Origin of the sequence: Pseudomonas sp. EL_65y_Pfl1_R83, assembly GCF_963970695.1 — a bacterium.
GTDB lineage: Bacteria > Pseudomonadota > Gammaproteobacteria > Pseudomonadales > Pseudomonadaceae > Aquipseudomonas > Aquipseudomonas tritici.
Genome location: NZ_CAXAQI010000007.1, coordinates 293,969 through 311,904 on the forward strand (window position 1 = coordinate 293,969; position 17,936 = coordinate 311,904).

At 61.3% G+C, this 17,936-nt stretch carries 17 protein-coding genes; 16 read left to right on the top strand and 1 reads right to left on the bottom strand.

The genetic code is table 11. The features are described 5' to 3' along the window. Positions 1-32 precede the first annotated feature (32 nt). Genes AACY08_RS13285 through AACY08_RS13295 form a run of 3 tightly spaced genes read left to right on the top strand, consistent with a single transcriptional unit; the run spans position 33 to position 2,498 of the window. Entirely contained in the window at positions 33-1,058 is a 1,026-nt protein-coding gene (locus AACY08_RS13285) for an aminoglycoside phosphotransferase family protein (protein ID WP_339469809.1), read from the top strand. Continuing rightward, positions 1,055-1,729, top strand: coding sequence for an N-acetylmuramate alpha-1-phosphate uridylyltransferase MurU (gene murU / locus AACY08_RS13290; protein WP_339469810.1), 675 nt, complete (start codon positions 1,055-1,057; stop codon positions 1,727-1,729). Before AACY08_RS13285 ends, murU begins: the two co-directional genes overlap by 4 nt. Position 1,730: 1 nt before the next feature. Further along, positions 1,731-2,498, top strand: coding sequence for a TerB family tellurite resistance protein (locus AACY08_RS13295; RefSeq protein WP_339469811.1), 768 nt, complete (start codon positions 1,731-1,733; stop codon positions 2,496-2,498). Positions 2,499-2,638: 140 nt separating this feature from the next. Here the strand turns inward: AACY08_RS13295 and AACY08_RS13300 are convergent, their stop codons facing one another. Next, positions 2,639-3,613: an alpha/beta hydrolase family protein gene (locus AACY08_RS13300; protein WP_339469813.1), complete on the bottom strand. Its 975-nt coding sequence runs from the start codon at positions 3,611-3,613 to the stop codon at positions 2,639-2,641. A 77-nt stretch (positions 3,614-3,690) separates the two neighbouring features. Between AACY08_RS13300 and AACY08_RS13305 the strand changes: the two genes are divergently transcribed. The 13 genes from AACY08_RS13305 (at position 3,691) to trpC (ending at position 17,863) form a co-directional block, all read left to right on the top strand. Beyond that, positions 3,691-5,685 (top strand): PAS domain-containing sensor histidine kinase, encoded by a 1,995-nt coding sequence (locus AACY08_RS13305; protein WP_339469814.1) that lies wholly within the window; start codon positions 3,691-3,693, stop codon positions 5,683-5,685. Between the two features lie 18 nt (positions 5,686-5,703). Next, positions 5,704-6,333 (top strand): response regulator, encoded by a 630-nt coding sequence (locus tag AACY08_RS13310; protein WP_049711271.1) that lies wholly within the window; start codon positions 5,704-5,706, stop codon positions 6,331-6,333. Positions 6,334-6,548: 215 nt separating this feature from the next. Further along, entirely contained in the window at positions 6,549-7,661 is a 1,113-nt protein-coding gene (locus tag AACY08_RS13315) for an ABC transporter ATP-binding protein (protein ID WP_049711272.1), read from the top strand. 44 nt (positions 7,662-7,705) lie between these two features. Continuing rightward, positions 7,706-8,746, top strand: coding sequence for an ABC transporter substrate-binding protein (locus AACY08_RS13320; RefSeq protein WP_339469815.1), 1,041 nt, complete (start codon positions 7,706-7,708; stop codon positions 8,744-8,746). Between the two features lie 110 nt (positions 8,747-8,856). Then, positions 8,857-10,104: an ABC transporter permease gene (locus AACY08_RS13325; protein ID WP_339415429.1), complete on the top strand. Its 1,248-nt coding sequence runs from the start codon at positions 8,857-8,859 to the stop codon at positions 10,102-10,104. Positions 10,105-10,116: 12 nt separating this feature from the next. Next, entirely contained in the window at positions 10,117-10,941 is an 825-nt protein-coding gene (locus AACY08_RS13330; protein ID WP_339469816.1) for an ABC transporter permease, read from the top strand. A gap of 152 nt (positions 10,942-11,093) precedes the next feature. After that, entirely contained in the window at positions 11,094-12,242 is a 1,149-nt protein-coding gene (locus tag AACY08_RS13335; protein ID WP_339469817.1) for an iron-containing alcohol dehydrogenase, read from the top strand. 84 nt (positions 12,243-12,326) lie between these two features. Beyond that, the gene (rpe, locus tag AACY08_RS13340; protein WP_034101050.1) at positions 12,327-13,001 is read left to right on the top strand and encodes a ribulose-phosphate 3-epimerase; all 675 of its coding nucleotides are present in this window, start codon (positions 12,327-12,329) and stop codon (positions 12,999-13,001) included. Further along, a complete protein-coding gene (locus AACY08_RS13345) occupies positions 12,998-13,816 on the top strand; it encodes a phosphoglycolate phosphatase (RefSeq protein ID WP_339469818.1) in 819 nt (272 codons plus the stop codon). Before rpe ends, AACY08_RS13345 begins: the two co-directional genes overlap by 4 nt. A gap of 70 nt (positions 13,817-13,886) precedes the next feature. Next, positions 13,887-15,368, top strand: a complete 1,482-nt coding sequence (gene trpE, locus AACY08_RS13350; RefSeq protein ID WP_339469819.1) for an anthranilate synthase component I — start codon at positions 13,887-13,889, stop codon at positions 15,366-15,368. A gap of 9 nt (positions 15,369-15,377) precedes the next feature. Next, positions 15,378-15,971, top strand: coding sequence for an aminodeoxychorismate/anthranilate synthase component II (locus AACY08_RS13355; RefSeq protein WP_339469820.1), 594 nt, complete (start codon positions 15,378-15,380; stop codon positions 15,969-15,971). A gap of 9 nt (positions 15,972-15,980) precedes the next feature. Continuing rightward, complete coding sequence (gene trpD / locus AACY08_RS13360) at positions 15,981-17,030, top strand: anthranilate phosphoribosyltransferase (protein ID WP_339469821.1); 1,050 nt, start codon at positions 15,981-15,983, stop codon at positions 17,028-17,030. Continuing rightward, positions 17,027-17,863, top strand: coding sequence for an indole-3-glycerol phosphate synthase TrpC (trpC, locus tag AACY08_RS13365; protein ID WP_339469822.1), 837 nt, complete (start codon positions 17,027-17,029; stop codon positions 17,861-17,863). The genes trpD and trpC overlap by 4 nt, the downstream gene beginning before the upstream one ends. Positions 17,864-17,936 lie beyond the last annotated feature (73 nt).

Here is a 17,936-nt window from a genome sequence, read left to right on the forward strand (position 1 = left end):
CTTGACGGCTAGCGCCGTCGGAGACCCTTGTAATGCCAGAGCAAGATCTACGTTTACAACAGCTGGAAGTCTGGCTGGATGAGCAGTTGCCGATCCTTTTCAACGCTCAAGGCTGGGGTGCTGTACCCCCGGCCACATTGACCGCGGCCAGCAGCGACGCGAGTTTCAGGCGCTACTTCCGTTGGGAAGGCGGTGGTCATACATTCGTGGTAATGGATGCGCCACCCCCCCAGGAAAACTGCAAACCTTTCGTCGATATCGCACATTTGCTGGCGAAGTCAGGGATAAATGTTCCAAAAATTTATGCAGAAGATTTGCCGCGAGGCTTTCTTTTGCTCAATGACCTGGGCAGAAAAACCTATCTGGACGTGATTGACGACAAAAACGCCGACCCATTGTTTGTCCAAGCCATCGATGCCTTGCTGGCGTTCCAGCAGTTGCCGATGGACGCGCCATTGCCAAGCTATGACGTGGCCTTACTCCGTCGTGAGCTCGAATTGTTTCCGGAGTGGTACGTGCGTCGCCATCTGGGTATCGAACTCGATACGCAACAACAAGCGCTCTGGCAGCGCGTCAGTGACCACCTGATCAACAGTGCCCTGGCGCAGCCGAAGGTGTTGGTGCACCGCGACTATATGCCACGCAACCTGATGATCAGCGAGCCGAACCCCGGCGTGCTGGATTTTCAGGATGCGGTCTACGGCCCGGTGACCTACGACATCACCTGCCTGTTCAAGGACGCCTTCCTCAGTTGGCCCCAGGCCCGCGTGCGGGAATGGCAGCGCGGCTATTGGGAGCGCGCGGTAAGACTGGGCATCCCGGTGCAGGCCGATTTCGAAGACTTCCTGCGTGCCAGCGACCTGATGGGCGTGCAGCGCCACCTCAAGGTCATCGGTATCTTCGCGCGCATCTGCCATCGTGACGGCAAGCCACGCTACCTGGCCGATGTGCCGCGCTTCTTTGCTTATATAGACGCGGTGTTGGCGGACCGTTCGGAGTTGAGCGAGCTGGGTGAATTGCTGGCCAGTCTGCGCCCACCTGCGCAGGTGAGCGTATGAAGGCGATGATCCTGGCCGCTGGCAAAGGTGAGCGGATGCGTCCGCTCACGTTGCACACGCCCAAGCCGCTGGTGCAGGCCGGCGGCAAGCGTCTGATCGAGTATCACTTGGAGGCGCTGGCCAAGGCCGGCTTCACTGACATCGTGATCAACCATGCCTGGCTCGGCCAGCAGATTGAATGTTATCTGGGGGACGGCGCGCAGTTTGGCTTGCGCATCCGTTACTCCCCCGAGGGCGAGCCGCTGGAAACCGGCGGTGGGATTTTCCAGGCATTGCCGTTGCTGGGCGACGAACCCTTCCTGGTGGTCAATGGCGATATCTGGACCGACTACGACTTCACCCCACTCAAGCGACCGCTCAAGGGCCTAGCCCATCTGGTGATGGTCGACAACCCGGCGCATCACCCTTCAGGTGGCGATTTCTACCTTGATCAAGGTTTGCTTCATGATGCTGCGGCCGGTGCCGATAACCTGACCTTCAGTGGCATTTCAGTGCTCGACCCCACGTTGTTCGCGGGTTGCAGTGCGGGTGCCTTCAAGCTGGCGCCGCTGCTGCGGGCGGCCATGGCTAAAGGTCTGGTAACGGGGGAGCACATGGCGGGACGCTGGATTGATGTCGGTACGCTGGAGCGCCTGGCGCAAGTCGAAACCCTGCTGACAGCGGGGCAGTAACATGCTGTGGCCAGGGACGCTGATCGGCGCGGGGGCTGGCTTTGCCATAGCCAGTATTCCGGGGGCCTTGTTGGGTGCGCTGTTGGGGCAGGCGCTGGACCGTCGCCTGCAACTGCAAAGCTGGGCGCAGTTGCGCGAGCGGCTGGGCGGGCGCCCGGCGTTGCGCAATGACGAGCTGTTGTTTGTGTTGCTGGGGCGTTTGGCCAAGAGCAATGGGCGCGTGGTGGACGGCCATATTCAACAGGCGCGCCAGGAGATGCGCTCGCTGGACATGACCGAGTCAGCCCAACGTCGTGCTATCGCAGCGTTCAATCGTGGCAAGTCCGGCTCCGACCGGGTACGCCGCTATCTGCGGGTGCTCAAGGCGCAACCCCACGCGGCCGAAGGTGTATTGCGTGCGTGCTGGCGCATGGCCTGGGCAGACGGCAAGGCGGATGACGCCGAGCGTGACTTGATCGACTTGTGGGGCAAATGGCTGGGCTGGACGCCGCAACAGCTCCAGGCGTTGGCGGCCGACTACACACCGGAGCGTAAGCCGCTGGTCAGTCGGGGGCCTACCTATCAGGACGCGTTGCGCGTGCTGGGTGTGACGGCCACCACCGAACCGTCGGTGATCAAGCAGGCTTATCGCCGCCTGCTCAGCCGCCATCACCCGGACAAGGTTGCCGGCAGTGGCGCGAGCGCTGCGCAAGTGCGTGAGGCGACCGAACGTACTCGCGAATTGCATAGCGCTTATGCGTTGATTCGCGAGCGGCGGGATTTCCGCTGATTATTTTTGCGTGAAAACCCGATCTACTGTGGGCGCTCGCTTGCCTGGGATAGCGGCGGGTCAGCAATGCCTTTGGCACTGATAGTCCGCCATCGCAGGCAAGCCCGCTTCCACATTTCGACCGGGTTGCCAATCCGGTTTCAGTCAGTCGTCGCCTGCGGACTCAACCACCCGCGAACCCGTCGATACAACTGCTCCTGCTCAGCCGCGCTGTTACCGGGCAAGGTTTTCAGCGACACCTGTTTATAACCGTCATTCTTCAAACGCTTGGCCGCCTGGGCGCGGGCCAGGGCGTTTTTGCGTGTCTGAGGGTCGTCTTGATAGAACACGTCGGCGGTCGGCAGCTTCAGGCCGGGGGCCAGTTGCTGGATGTCCGGATGGCGCCCGGTTGGCGTCTGCGCCGCGACCATGACGAACTTCTGCACCTGGGACGGCTGCTTCTCGCTCAAATAGCGCGCCGCCCACCAGGCGCCGGTGCCATGGCCGAGCAGCACCACACTGCGCGCACTCTGGGTCTGGGCGAAGGCCACGGCGGCATCGATGCGGGCAAAGATGCGCGAAGCATCGGTCTTGTCCTGCTCGTCGGCCCCAGGAACCACTGCCGGGTCAGTGCCCTCGGCCTCAGCGCTGGCAGCCTGCTCGATGGGTTTGTCGGCGGTGCTCGCTTCCTTGCTGCTGGCATCGACGGTGGCCTTGGGCGCTTCCATCACACGCGGCGGCAGGGTGTCCACGCTCACGTCCGGCAACGACAGGCTGAGGCTGCCCCAGTTGGCATCCGGCAATTTGTGCCGCAACGGACTGATCGCTTGCGGCCAGTCAGCATTCTCTCCGGCGCCCGGTACGAGAATCACCACACCTTCGGGTTCGGCACTGTTGGCCGGTTTCCACAGGGCGAGGAATGAATCGCTGCCGGCCTGTAATTGTTGCTGCTCCTGTTGCGGGATTTTGCGTTCCAGGGCGCTGGCTTCTGCCAGGCTGCGCTCAGGCAGAGGCTGGCGCTCGACGGGTTTTTCTGCGGCAGGCTCTGGGGCGTCAGCGGCCTGTACAGAAAAGGCACTGGTAAAAAGCAGCGACAGGCACAATGCTGGCAGTGCCGAACGGTGGAAAAAGGGCATCGTTAATTCCCGGCCAGAAGTGATTCCAGCAGCCTAATGGGTTGGTCAGTGTTTGTCAGTGATGTGAGGCGTGGATCATGGGTTTTCGCTGTCTGCTGGTTATCGGCTGTATGTGCCTTGCCTTGATGGCAAACGCCGCCCCTGCGCCCGCCGTTCCCCAGGCGCAGCTCGATGTACAGCAACGCGAATGGCTGGCCCAGCACCCGGAGCTGCGGGTGGGCCTGGTGTTGCAGGCACCTTACGCGCAATACGACCGGCGTTTGCAGCGGCTGTCCGGGGCCAATGTCGAGTTGATGCAATGGTTAGCCAAGGCGCTGAACATCGAGCTGACCTGGCGCAACTTCCCCAACCAGGAGCAATTGGAAGCCGCCGTACGCGATGGCGAAGTGGACATCGCCCCCGGCCTGCAACAAACCCCTGCCGGTTTGCGTCTGTGGTTGTTCACCGACCCTTATATGCGCGTGCCGCAGCACATTGTCGGTATCCGCGATGGCGGTGGGGCCGTGGAGTTGGAGAAACTCGATGAGCAATCCCGCGTCGCCGTGCGCATGCCCAGCGCTGTGGCCGATTACCTGCGCAGCACCTACCCCGGCCTCAATCTTCAAGGCGTGCCCATGGAGCGCCAGGCTCTGCAGTTGCTGGTGAGCCGGCAGGCACGCTACGCGGTGGTGGACGAAGCGCAATTGAGCCGTCTGTCCGGCGAAGCGGAATTCGCCGGGCTGGCGGTGGTGGGCGATATTGGTCTGCCGCAATTGCTGCGGGTGGCTACGCGGCGGGAATGGCCAGAATTGGCCAGCATCATGGAAAGCGCCTTGCGCGCCATCCCCGCACGCGACCTTGACCAACTGCACAGCCGCTGGCTGCAACCTAAATACCCACACCTCACAGCATCCCCAGGGCTGTGGCAAAACCTCTGCCTGTTGCTGGGGCTGTTGCTGCTCGCCAGCCTGGCTGTCGTGTTTTGGCAGCGTCGCCAGCAGCGTGTGCTGGAACACGGCTTGCTGGCCGCCCGCGAAGAAAGCACGGCCCGCGCCGCCGGTGCCGAAGCCTTGCGGTTGACGCAATTTTCTATCGACCAAAGCACTGTCGGCATCCTCTGGGTCAACTGGGACAGCCATGTGCGCTACGCCAATCGTGCGGCCGAGAGCATGCTCGGCTACGGCCCCGGTGCGCTGATCGAGCGGCCGCTGGTTGACCTTGATCCAAGCCTGCATATGGACCGCTGGCTCAACCTGTGGAAGCGCGCGCGGGCCAGCGAAGACGGTCCGCAGAATTTCGCCACCGATTGCCAGCGTGCTGACGGCAGCATCCTGCCGACCAACGTGTCCTTGAGCTTCCTGCGTTTTGCCGAGGCCGAATACCTGGTGGTCTACCTCAACGATGTCACTGAGCTACGCCGTACCCTGACGGCCTTGCTGCAAAGTGAAGCGCAATTGCGCGAGCTGTCCGCCCACCTGGAAACCGTGCGCGAAGAAGAAAAGGCGCGGATCGCCCGTGAGGTGCACGACGAGCTTGGGCAAATGCTCACGGTGCTCAAGCTCGAGACCTCAATGTGCGAGCTGAGCTATGCGCAACTCGACCCCGGTTTGCACGACCGCTTGAACAGCATGAAGCGCCTGATCGCGCAGCTATTCCAGCTGGTGCGCGATGTGGCGACGGCGCTGCGCCCGCCGATTCTCGATGCCGGCATTGCCTCGGCCATTGAATGGCAGGCCCGGCGTTTCGAAGCCCGCACGCAAATTCCCTGTCTGGTACAAGTCCCGGATAACCTGCCGGCCCTCAGCGATGCCAAGGCCATTGGCCTGTTCCGGATCCTGCAGGAGGCGCTGACCAATGTGATGCGTCATGCCCAGGCGCATACTGTGGAGCTGACCCTCGCCGTCGAGGGCGCCGGTTTGCGGCTGACCATCAGCGATGATGGCGTCGGTTTCGTCCAGGTTCAGGGGCGCCCTGTGTCGTTTGGCCTGGTGGGCATGCGCGAGCGGGTGCTGATCATGGGCGGGCAACTGAGCCTGGACAGCGAATTGGGGGAGGGCACCACCCTGAGTGTCACGGTGCCGTTGGATGCATAACACCAAGAGGAAGTCCCTGTGATCCGCGTACTGGTAGCCGAAGACCACACCATCGTTCGTGAAGGCATCAAGCAATTGATCGGCCTGGCCAAAGACCTGTTGGTCGTTGGCGAAGCGAGCAATGGCGAGCAACTGCTGGAGACCTTGCGCCATGTGCCGTGTGAAGTGGTGCTGCTGGATATCTCAATGCCTGGCGTCAACGGCCTGGAGGCGATTGCACGCATCCGTGCGCTGAACAATCCGCCGGCGATCCTCGTGCTGTCGATGCACGACGAAGCGCAAATGGCCGCCCGTGCCTTGAAGGTCGGCGCCGCCGGCTATGCCACCAAGGACAGCGACCCGGCGCTGTTGCTCACGGCAATTCGCAAGGTGGCGGCCGGTGGGCGTTATATCGACCCGGACCTGGCGGACCGCATGGTTTTCGAAGTGGGCCTCACCGATACCCGGCCGCTGCATTCGTTGCTGTCGGAGCGCGAGTTCTCGGTATTCGAACGCTTGGCCCAGGGCGCCAACGTCAACGACATCGCCCAGCAGTTGGCGTTGAGCAGCAAGACCATCAGCACCCACAAGGCGCGGTTGATGCAAAAACTCCATATCACTTCGCTGGCTGAACTGGTGAAGTACGCCATGGAGCACAAGTTGTTGTGATGACATGCCTGTTTGCGACTACCGGTGAGATGCGCTGAAGCCATTTCCGGCGTATCGCGCCGTTGCACTGTCCCATCCCCGCCATCGTTGTAGGGCAATCCCTACCCCAAACCTTCCATCCGGCTGATGCGATTCTCTCCTGGCCCCCGATTTCCGGGGGGCTCGCGCCTGGACTACGCTTGTCTCACAGCAGTCCAAAACACAAAGGTGCGGGTATGAGCGAGGTGGATTCAAATGATGTGCTGGTCAGCTTTCGTGGCGTGCAGAAGAGCTACGACGGCGAGAACCTGATCGTCAAAGACCTCAACCTGGAGATTCGCAAGGGCGAGTTCCTCACCTTGCTCGGGCCTTCCGGTTCGGGCAAGACCACCAGCCTGATGATGCTGGCCGGTTTTGAAACGCCGACGGCAGGCGAGATCCAGCTGGCCGGACGCTCCATCAACAATGTGCCGCCGCACAAGCGCGACATCGGCATGGTGTTCCAGAACTACGCGCTGTTCCCGCACATGACCGTCGCCGAGAACCTGGCGTTCCCGCTGTCGGTGCGCGGCTTGAGCAAGACCGATGTCAGCGAGCGGGTCAAACGCGTGCTGAGCATGGTCCAGCTCGACGCCTTCGCCCAGCGTTATCCGGCGCAACTCTCCGGCGGCCAGCAACAGCGCGTGGCCCTGGCCCGTGCGTTGGTGTTCGAGCCGCAACTGGTACTGATGGACGAACCCCTCGGCGCCCTCGACAAGCAACTGCGCGAACACATGCAGATGGAGATCAAGCACCTGCACCAGCGCCTCGGCGTGACCGTGGTGTACGTGACCCACGACCAAGGCGAAGCGCTGACCATGTCTGACCGCGTGGCGGTGTTCCACCAGGGCGAAATCCAGCAGATCGCCGCGCCGCGCACCTTGTACGAAGAACCGAAGAACACCTTTGTTGCCAACTTCATCGGCGAGAACAACCGCCTCAATGGTCGTCTGCACAGCCACACCGGCGAGCGCTGCGTGGTGGAGCTGGCACGTGGCGAGAAGGTCGAGGCACTGGCGGTCAACGTCGGCCAGATCGGCGGCCCGGTGACCCTGTCGGTGCGCCCGGAACGCGTCAGCCTCAATGGTTCCAGCGAAAGCTGCGTCAACCGCTTCTCCGGGCGCGTGGCGGAATTCATCTACCTGGGCGACCACGTGCGTGTGCGCCTGGAAGTCTGCGGCAAAGCCGATTTTTTTGTGAAACAACCGATTGCCGAGCTGGACCCAGCATTGGCGGTCGGCGACGTGGTACCGATTGGCTGGCAAGTCGAGCACGTTCGCGCACTCGACCCACTTCTAGAGGCGAACTGATCGCCCCCATGGCTTCACCAACCCTGCACGTGGAGAGAACAACAATGTTGAGATCCCTTAAATATTCAGCCCTGGCCTTGAGCTTGATGGGCGCGACACAGGCCATGGCAGGCCCGGACCTGACGATCGTGTCCTTTGGTGGCGCGAATAAGGCGGCCCAGGTCAAAGCTTTCTACGCACCGTGGGAAAGCGCGGGCAACGGCAAGATCGTCGCCGGTGAGTACAACGGTGAAATGGCCAAGGTCAAAGCCATGGTCGACACCAAGAGCGTGTCCTGGGACCTGGTGGAAGTGGAATCCCCGGAGCTGTCCCGTGGCTGCGACGAGGACATGTTCGAACCGCTGGACCCGAAACTGTTCGGCAACACCGCCGACTACGTGAAGGGTGCGATCCAGCCGTGCGGCGTAGGCTTCTTCGTATGGTCGACCGTGTTGGCCTACAACGCCGACAAGCTCTCCACGGCACCCACCAGTTGGGCAGACTTCTGGGACACCAAGAAATTCCCGGGCAAGCGTGGCCTGCGTAAAGGCGCCAAGTACACCCTGGAATTCGCCTTGATGGCAGACGGCGTCGCGCCGAAGGACGTCTATAAAGTGTTGGCCGGCAAAGATGGCCAGGACCGTGCGTTCAAGAAACTCGACGAACTCAAACCGTCGATCCAGTGGTGGGAAGCGGGTGCACAACCGCCGCAATACCTGGCCTCGGGTGACGTAGTGATGAGCTCGGCCTACAACGGCCGCATCGCCGCTGTGCAAAAAGAAAGCAACCTGAAAGTGGTGTGGAACGGCGGCATCTACGACTTCGACGCATGGGCCATTCCTAAAGGCTTGGCCAAGGACCGTGCCGAAGCAGCGAAGAAATTCATTGCGTTCTCGGTGCAACCGCAGCAGCAGAAGATCTACTCGGAAAACATCGCCTACGGCCCGGCCAACACCCAAGCCGTACCGTTGCTGGCCAAGGACATCCTCAAGGATATGCCGACCACCCCGGAAAACATCGCCAACCAGGTGCAGATCGACGTGAGCTTCTGGGCGGATAACGGTGAGCAGCTCGAGCAGCGCTTCAACTCCTGGGCTGCCAAGTAACACCGCCTGCTGTGGTGGATAGGTTTGTTGTAGTGAGCGGGCAAGCCCGCTCACTGCAAATCAGAGCCCAGCCATAGGTGTAGTCTTTTTTCAGTTTTTCGGAGTCAGCCATGGCCATCGCCGTTCCCTCGAACGAGGTCAATAGCCCTACCCTCAAGCAGCGCCTGGCGCGTGCCGAGCGGCTCAACCGCTGGAAGGCCCAGGCCTTGATTGCGCCGTTGGTGCTGTTTTTGCTGCTGGTGTTCCTGGTGCCGATTGTCGCACTGCTGGTCAAAAGCGTCGGCAACCCGGAAGTGGTGGGCGGTTTGCCGCGCACGGTGGTGGCGGTGACGGCCTGGGATGGTCGTGGTCTGCCGGGCGAGCCGGTGTATCAGGCCCTCAGTGAGGACTTGGGCGAAGCGCGCAAAAACCAGACCTTGGGCGACCTGTCCAAGCGCCTCAACATGGAACTGGCCGGCTACCGCAGCCTGCTGACCAAAACCGCGCGGGCGCTGCCGTTCAGCGAAACGCCGGCCTCTTATAAAGAAGCGTTGGAAAACCTCGACGAACGCTGGGGCGACCCCGCTTACTGGCAGGCGATCCGGCGCAATACCAGCAGCCTGACGCCGTTCTATTTGTTGGCGGCCGTCGATCACCGCATCGACGACCTCGGCGAAGTGGCGCCGGCCACGCCAGACCAGGCGATCTACCTGGACATTTTTGCGCGCACCTTCTGGATGGGCCTGGTGATCACCACCCTCTGCCTGCTGCTGGCCTATCCTCTGGCCTATTTGCTGGCCAATTTGCCGGCGCGCAAAAGCAACTTGCTGATGATCCTGGTGTTGCTGCCGTTCTGGACCTCGATCCTGGTGCGAGTAGCGGCGTGGATCGTACTGCTGCAATCCGGCGGCCTGATCAACAGTGCACTGATGGGCGTGGGCCTGATCGATACACCTCTGGAACTGGTGTTCAACCGCACCGGGGTCTACATCTCCATGGTGCATATTCTGCTGCCGTTCATGATCCTGCCGATCTACAGCGTGATGAAGGGTATTTCGCCCACTTATATGCGCGCAGCGATTTCCCTGGGCTGTCATCCGTTCGCCAGCTTCTGGCGCGTGTACTTCCCGCAGACCTACGCCGGCGTGGGCGCCGGTTGCCTGTTGGTGTTCATCCTGGCAATTGGTTACTACATCACCCCGGCACTGCTGGGCAGCCCGAACGATCAGATGGTCAGCTACTTCGTGGCGTTCTACACCAACACCAGCATCAACTGGGGCATGGCGACGGCGTTGGGTGGCTTGCTGTTGCTGGCCACCGTGGTGCTGTACCTGATCTACAACCAGCTGGTCGGCGCCAGTCGCCTGCGCCTGAGCTAAGGAGACCTTGCGATGCTGAGCCCTTATATGTCGCCCGTTGAGCGGGTCTGGTTCTACAGCTTGCGGATCCTTTGCGGCTTGACCCTGTTGTTTTTGATACTGCCGGTGCTGGTGATCATCCCGCTGTCGTTCAACAGTGGCAGTTTCCTGGTGTATCCGCTGCAAGGCTTCTCGCTGCAGTGGTACCAGGACTTCTTCGCCTCGGCTGAATGGATGCGTGCACTCAAGAACAGCGTCATCGTTGCCCCGTCGGCCACGGTGCTGGCCATGGTGTTCGGCACCTTGGCAGCGATTGGCCTGACCCGTGGGAATTTCCCCGGCAAGGCGCTGGTAATGGCGCTGGTGATTTCGCCGATGGTGGTGCCGGTGGTGATCATTGGTGTGGCCAGTTACCTGTTCTTTGCGCCACTGGGCCTGGGCAACAGCTTTTTCTCGCTGATCGTGGTGCATGCGGTGTTGGGCGTGCCGTTTGTGATCATCACCGTGTCGGCGACCTTGCAGGGGTTCAACCACAACCTGGTGCGGGCGGCGGCCAGTCTCGGTGCTTCGCCATTGACCGCGTTTCGCCGGGTGACCTTGCCGTTGATCGCACCAGGGGTGATTTCCGGGGCGCTGTTTGCTTTCGCCACTTCGTTTGATGAGGTGGTGGTCACGCTGTTTCTCGCCGGCCCCGAGCAAGCGACCCTGCCGCGCCAGATGTTCAGCGGCATCCGCGAAAACCTCAGCCCGACGATTGCTGCTGCGGCGACCTTGTTGATTGCCTTCTCGGTCTTGCTGCTGCTGACCCTGGAATGGCTGCGTGGGCGCAGCGAGAAACTGCGCACTGCCCAAGTCTGAAGCCAACGGCGATCAAAATGTGGGGGCGAGCAAGCCCGCTCCCACATGGTCCTGTGTTGAACCAGAAATGACCATTCAGTCGCTGAATGCTAGGCAACCCAAAATCTCCAGCTATCCTTGTGCCAGCCCACCACCGATAGGAGGCCGCGCACATGAGTATTTCCTCATTCAAGATCGCCCATAAACTGCTGACCGGCGCGGGCGCCATCGAACAACTGGCCTTTGAGCTAACGCGACTGGATGTGGATAACCCGCTGATCGTCACCGACGCCGCGCTGGTCAAGTCCGGCACCGTGGCGCTGGCACTCGAACACCTGAGCGAACGCAGCTACGAAATTTTCGACCGCGTGCTGCCGGACCCGGAAATCGCCATTGTCGAAGATTGCATGCGCGTCTACCGCGACGGCGGGCATGACGGCTTGATCGGCCTGGGCGGCGGCAGTGCCATCGACATTGCCAAAAGCGTGGCCGCCTATGCCGGCTACCACGGCGCCCTGGCGGACTTGTTCGGCGTCGATCAGGTACCGCGCAAGGGGCCGCCGCTGATCGCCATTCCCACCACAGCCGGCACCGGCTCGGAAGTGACCAATGTAGCGATCCTCTCCGACAAGGTCGCGCAGCTGAAAAAGGGCATCGTCAGCGATTATCTACTGCCGGATGTGGCGCTGATCAGCCCGCAAATGACCCTGACCTGCCCGCGCAGCGTCACCGCCGCCAGCGGCGTGGATGCGCTGGTGCATGCCATCGAATCCTACCTGTCGCTGAACGCCTCGCCGATTACCGATGCATTGGCCATTGGCGCGATCAAGCTGATTGCCAACGCGTTGCCCAAGGCCTACGCCAACCCGGCCAACCTGCAGGCACGCGACGACATGGCCACCGCTAGCCTGATGGCGGGGATGGCCTTTGGGAATGCCGGGGTCGGCGCGGTGCATGCGTTGGCGTACCCGCTGGGTGGACGTTTCAATATCGCCCATGGCGTGAGCAACGCGCTGTTGCTGCCCTATGTAATGCACTGGAACAAGTTTGCCTGCGTGGAGCGCATGCAGGACATTGCCCAGGCCATGGGCGTGAATGTCACGGGGTTGAGCGTCAACGATGCCGCCGACCAAGCCGTCGAGGCTATGACGCGGCTGTGTGCCGCCGTCGAAATCCCGGCGGGGCTCCACAGTTTCGGGGTGCCCGAGGACGCTATCCCGGCCATGGCCGTGGAAGCGGCGGGCATTGAGCGGCTGATGCGCAACAACCCGCGCAAGCTCAGCGCAGCCGATATCGAGAAAATCTATCGGGCCGCGTACTAGTCATTGAGCCAGGTCACGGTGCGCGCGGCAAAGCATGAGGTATACAATGCGCGCCATCGTGATTTAGCTCAAAAAAGGTGCGTCATGCAGCCCTTCGTCATTGCTCCATCGATTCTCTCCGCCGACTTCGCCCGCCTGGGTGAGGAAGTGGACAAGGTGTTGGCCGCCGGTGCCGACTTTGTGCACTTCGATGTCATGGACAACCACTACGTGCCCAACCTGACCATCGGCCCGATGGTCTGCGCCGCGCTGCGCAAGTACGGCATCACTGCGCCGATCGACGCGCACCTGATGGTCAGCCCGGTGGACCGCATCATCGGTGACTTCGTGGAAGCCGGCGCGACCTACATCACTTTCCACCCGGAAGCCTCGCTGCACGTCGACCGCACCTTGCAACTGATCCGCGAAGGCGGCTGCAAGGCGGGCCTGGTGTTCAACCCTGCCACCCCGCTGGACGTGCTCAAATACGTGATGGACAAGGTCGACATGGTCCTGCTAATGAGCGTCAACCCAGGTTTCGGCGGGCAGAAGTTCATCCCCGGCACCCTCGACAAACTGCGCGAAGCCCGTGCACTGATCGACGCTTCTGGCCGTGACATTCGCCTGGAAATCGACGGCGGGGTCAACGTCAATAACATCCGCGAAATCGCAGCAGCTGGCGCCGACACCTTTGTGGCCGGCTCGGCGATCTTCAACGCGCCGGACTACCAGGAAGTCATCGCCAAGATGCGCGCCGAATTGGCGCTGGCACGTCCGTGAGCGGCTTTGAGCAACTGTTCCCCGGCAAATTGCCACGGCTGGTGATGTTCGATCTGGACGGTACCTTGATCGACTCGGTGCCCGACCTGGCGGCGGCGGTGGACGAGATGCTGCTCAAACTGGGACGCAAGCCCGCCGGGATCGAGTCGGTGCGCGAGTGGGTGGGCAACGGCGCGCAGATGCTGGTACGCCGGGCTTTGGCCGACAACATTGATGCCGAAGGGGTGGATGAGGTCGAGGCCGAACACGCCTTGGAACTGTTCAACGCCGCCTATGAAGACGGCCACGAATTGACCGTGGTTTACCCCGGCGTGCGCGACACCCTCAAGTGGCTGAGCAAGCAGGGCGTGGAAATGGCCCTCATCACCAACAAGCCGGAACGCTTCGTCGCGCCGCTGTTGGACCAGATGAAAATTGGCCGGTATTTCCGCTGGATCATCGGTGGTGATACCTTGCCGCAGAAAAAACCCGACCCGGCGGCACTGTTTTTCGTGATGAAAATGGCCAATATCCCGGCCTCGCAGTCGCTGTTTGTCGGTGATTCGCGCAGCGATGTGCAGGCGGCAAAGGCCGCTGGCGTGCAGTGTGTGGCCCTCAGTTACGGCTACAACCATGGCCGGCCGATTGCCGAAGAGTCGCCTTCATTGGTAATTGATGACCTGCGCCTGCTAATCCCCGGTTGCTTGGGAGCGAGCGCTGAGATAACGTTGCCTGATACCGATCCGTCCCCTTCTGGAAATTCCATCGTGGTGGTCACTCGCAAACTCTGGATGAAAGTCATCAAGGCCCTGGCCCGCTGGCGTTGGCGCGCCTGACTGATCCTGGCCGCGCCATGCGGCACGTTTGCATACCTGACTGTTAGACCCTCAAGCCACGAGGCACATCATGACCCGCGAAGAATTCCTGCGTTTGGCCGCTGCCGGCTACAACCGCATTCCCTTGGCCTGCGAAACCCTGGCCGACTTCGACACGCCGCTGTCGATCTACCTGAAACTGGCCGACGAGCCCAATTCCTACCTGCTCGAGTCCGTACAGGGCGGCGAGAAGTGGGGCCGTTACTCGATCATCGGCCTGCCGTGCCGCACCGTGCTGCGTGTGCACGACCATCATGTGAGCATTACCCATGATGGCGTCGAGATCGAAAGCCACAATGTTGAAGACCCGCTGGCGTTCGTCGAGGCGTTCAAAGCGCGTTACAACGTGCCGACCATCCCGGGTCTGCCGCGTTTCAACGGTGGCTTGGTGGGTTACTTCGGTTACGACTGTGTGCGCTACGTGGAAAAACGCCTGGGCAAGTGCCCGAACCCGGATCCGTTGGGTGTACCGGATATTCTGTTGATGGTCTCCGACGCGGTCGTCGTGTTCGATAACCTCGCCGGCAAGATGCACGCGATTGTGCTCGCCGACCCTTCCCAGGCCGACGCTTTCGAGAGCGGCCTTGCCAGCCTCGAAGCCCTGCTGGAGAAGCTGCGCCAGCCGATCACTCCGCGTCGCGGCCTGGACCTCAGCCGTCCGCCAGCCGCTGACCCGATCTTTCGTTCAAGCTTTACCCAAGATGACTACGAGCGCGCCGTCGATACCATCAAGGAATACATCCTTGCCGGTGACTGTATGCAGGTGGTGCCGTCGCAACGCATGTCCATCGACTTCAAGGCTGCGCCGATTGACCTGTACCGCGCGCTGCGCTGCTTCAACCCGACGCCGTACATGTACTTCTTCAACTTTGGTGACTTCCACGTGGTGGGCAGTTCGCCGGAAGTGCTGGTGCGCGTCGAAGACAACTTGATCACCGTGCGCCCGATCGCCGGGACGCGCCCACGTGGCGCGACTGAAGAGGCGGATTTGGCGCTGGAAGAAGACCTGCTGAGCGACGACAAGGAAATTGCCGAGCACCTGATGCTCATCGACCTGGGCCGTAACGACACCGGGCGTGTCTCGGAAATCGGTTCGGTCAAGCTCACTGAGAAGATGGTGATCGAGCGTTATTCCAACGTGATGCACATTGTGTCCAACGTCACCGGTGAGCTGAAAGCCGGCTTGACGGCGATGGACGCACTGCGCGCGATCCTGCCGGCGGGCACCTTGTCGGGCGCGCCGAAGATCCGTGCGATGGAAATCATCGACGAGTTGGAGCCGGTCAAGCGCGGTGTCTACGGCGGCGCCGTGGGGTATTTCGCCTGGAACGGCAACATGGACACGGCCATTGCGATCCGCACGGCCGTGATCAAGGACGGGGAGCTGCACGTGCAGGCCGGTGGCGGGATTGTCGCCGACTCGGTGCCGGCCCTCGAATGGGAAGAAACCCTGAACAAGCGCCGCGCGATGTTCCGCGCTGTTGCGCTGGCTGAACAGACCCCCAATTCTTGAGGTTTCCCCATGTTACTGATGATTGATAACTACGACTCCTTTACCTACAACGTTGTGCAGTACTTGGGTGAACTCGGTGCCGAGGTCAAGGTAGTGCGCAACGATGAACTGAGCGTGGCTGAAATCGCTGCGCTGAATCCGGAGCGCATCGTGGTGTCGCCAGGCCCATGCACGCCGACCGAGGCGGGTATTTCCCTCGAAACGATCAAGTATTTCGCCGGCAAGCTGCCGATCCTGGGCGTGTGCCTGGGCCACCAGTCTATCGGCCAGGCGTTTGGCGGTGACGTGGTGCGCGCGCGCCAGGTGATGCACGGCAAGACCAGCCCGGTGTTCCATCATGATGTGGGCGTATTTCATGGGCTTAACCTGCCGGTGACTGTGACCCGTTACCACTCGCTGGTGGTCAAGCGTGAAACCCTGCCGGAATGCCTGGAACTGACCGCCTGGACCCAGCTGGAAGACGGCTCGGTCGATGAAATCATGGGCTTGCGCCACAAGACACTGAATATCGAAGGGGTGCAATTTCACCCCGAGTCGATCCTGACCGAGCAGGGCTACGAGCTGTTCGCTAATTTTCTCAAGCAGAGCGGCGGCACGCGCTAAGGACTTTCCATGGATATCAAGACTGCCCTGAGCCGTATCGTCGGCCATCTGGACCTGAGCACCGCTGAAATGAGCGATGTGATGCGCGAGATCATGACGGGTCAATGCAGCGATGCGCAGATCGGCGCCTTCATGATGGCAATGCGCATGAAGAGTGAGAGCATCGACGAGATCGTCGGCGCCGTGTCGGTGATGCGCGAGCTGGCGGACAAGGTTGAGCTCAAGACCCTCGACGGCGTGGTCGACGTGGTCGGCACCGGCGGTGATGGTGCCAATATCTTCAACGTGTCGACGGCGGCATCGTTTGTGGTCGCGGCGGCCGGATGCACCGTGGCCAAGCACGGCAACCGTGCAGTGTCCGGCAAGAGCGGCAGTGCCGATTTGCTGGAAGCCGCGGGCATCTACCTGAACCTGACGCCGGTCCAAGTGGCGCGCTGCATCGATAACGTCGGTATCGGCTTCATGTTTGCTCAATCCCACCATGGCGCAATGAAACACGCTGCAGGCCCGCGCAAGGACCTCGGCCTGCGCACCCTGTTCAACATGCTCGGCCCGCTTACGAATCCGGCCGGTGTGAAGCACCAGGTGGTGGGCGTATTCAACCAGGCGCTGTGCCGGCCATTGGCGCAAGTGCTGCAGCGCATGGGCAGCAAGCATGTGCTGGTGGTGCATTCCAAAGATGGCCTGGACGAATTCAGCCTGGCGGCACCGACCTTCGTGGCGGAGCTCAAAGATGACCACGTCACCGAGTACTGGGTCGAGCCGGAAGATTTGGGCATGAAGAGCCAGAGCCTGCACGGCCTGGCAGTGGAAAGCCCGGCGGCGTCCCTCGAGCTGATTCGCGATGCCCTGGGGCGTCGCAAGACCGAGAATGGTCAAAAAGCCGCTGAGATGATCGTTTTGAATGCTGGCGCGGCACTTTATGCAGCCGACCATGCCTATAGTCTTAAGGAAGGGGTCGCCTTGGCCCACGATGCGCTGCACACCGGTCTGGCTCGCGAGAAGCTGGAAGAGCTGGGAGCATTCACCGCGGTATTCAAGATGGAGAATGAAGGATGAGTGTGCCGACCGTTCTGGAAAAGATCCTGTCGCGCAAGGCTGAAGAAGTCGCCGAGCGCCGAGCCCGCGTGAGCCTCGCCGAACTGGAAGCTCAGGCAAAGATCGCTGATGCGCCGCGTGGCTTCGCCAATGCGCTTATCAAGCAGGCCAAGGAAAAGCAGCCCGCCGTCATTGCTGAAATCAAAAAGGCTTCGCCGAGCAAGGGCGTGATTCGCGAGATCTTCATTCCTGAAGACATTGCCAAGAGCTATGAGAAGGGCGGGGCGACCTGCCTGTCAGTACTGACCGATATCGACTACTTCCAGGGTTCCGACCTGTTCCTGCAGCAAGCTCGCGCCGCGTGCAAGTTGCCGGTGATCCGCAAGGACTTCATGGTCGATCCGTACCAGATCGTCGAAGCCCGTGCGTTGGGTGCTGACTGCGTGTTGCTGATCGTTTCCGCCCTGGATGACGTGAAGATGGCCGAACTGGCGGCCGTGGCCAAAAGCGTCGGCCTGGATGTGTTGGTGGAAGTGCACGACGGCGATGAGCTGGAACGCGCACTTAAAACCCTCGACACGCCGCTGGTGGGCGTCAACAACCGTAACCTGCACACCTTCGAAGTCAGCTTGGAAAACACACTTGACCTGCTGCCGCGAATTCCGCGCGACCGATTGGTGATCACCGAGAGTGGCATCGTCAACCGTGCTGATGTGGAGTTGATGGAGATCAGTGGTGTGTATTCGTTCCTGGTGGGCGAGACCTTCATGCGTGCCGAAAACCCGGGGGCGGAGTTACAGCGTCTGTTCTTCCCGGAGCGTGGTGCGGCGGTCAGTGGTTCGACATTGGACTGACTTGAACACGGTCAGGATTTGAAATGCAGTCTAAATGTGGGAGCGGGCTTGCTCGCGAATGCGGTACATCAGA

Excerpts from the sequence above, each read along its gene's own strand:
- AACY08_RS13355 (WP_339469820.1), top strand. The coding sequence starts at position 15,378 with ATGTTACTGATGATTGATAACTACGACTCCTTTACCTACAACGTTGTG.
- AACY08_RS13305 (WP_339469814.1), top strand. The coding sequence starts at position 3,691 with ATGGGTTTTCGCTGTCTGCTGGTTATCGGCTGTATGTGCCTTGCCTTG.
- AACY08_RS13320 (WP_339469815.1), top strand. The coding sequence starts at position 7,706 with ATGTTGAGATCCCTTAAATATTCAGCCCTGGCCTTGAGCTTGATGGGC.
- AACY08_RS13335 (WP_339469817.1), top strand. The coding sequence starts at position 11,094 with ATGAGTATTTCCTCATTCAAGATCGCCCATAAACTGCTGACCGGCGCG.
- trpE (WP_339469819.1), top strand. The coding sequence starts at position 13,887 with ATGACCCGCGAAGAATTCCTGCGTTTGGCCGCTGCCGGCTACAACCGC.
- trpC (WP_339469822.1), top strand. The coding sequence starts at position 17,027 with ATGAGTGTGCCGACCGTTCTGGAAAAGATCCTGTCGCGCAAGGCTGAA.
- trpD (WP_339469821.1), top strand. The coding sequence starts at position 15,981 with ATGGATATCAAGACTGCCCTGAGCCGTATCGTCGGCCATCTGGACCTG.
- AACY08_RS13330 (WP_339469816.1), top strand. The coding sequence starts at position 10,117 with ATGCTGAGCCCTTATATGTCGCCCGTTGAGCGGGTCTGGTTCTACAGC.
- AACY08_RS13300 (WP_339469813.1), bottom strand. The coding sequence starts at position 3,613 with ATGCCCTTTTTCCACCGTTCGGCACTGCCAGCATTGTGCCTGTCGCTG.
- AACY08_RS13315 (WP_049711272.1), top strand. The coding sequence starts at position 6,549 with ATGAGCGAGGTGGATTCAAATGATGTGCTGGTCAGCTTTCGTGGCGTG.
- AACY08_RS13295 (WP_339469811.1), top strand. The coding sequence starts at position 1,731 with ATGCTGTGGCCAGGGACGCTGATCGGCGCGGGGGCTGGCTTTGCCATA.
- murU (WP_339469810.1), top strand. The coding sequence starts at position 1,055 with ATGAAGGCGATGATCCTGGCCGCTGGCAAAGGTGAGCGGATGCGTCCG.
- AACY08_RS13285 (WP_339469809.1), top strand. The coding sequence starts at position 33 with ATGCCAGAGCAAGATCTACGTTTACAACAGCTGGAAGTCTGGCTGGAT.
- rpe (WP_034101050.1), top strand. The coding sequence starts at position 12,327 with ATGCAGCCCTTCGTCATTGCTCCATCGATTCTCTCCGCCGACTTCGCC.
- AACY08_RS13325 (WP_339415429.1), top strand. The coding sequence starts at position 8,857 with ATGGCCATCGCCGTTCCCTCGAACGAGGTCAATAGCCCTACCCTCAAG.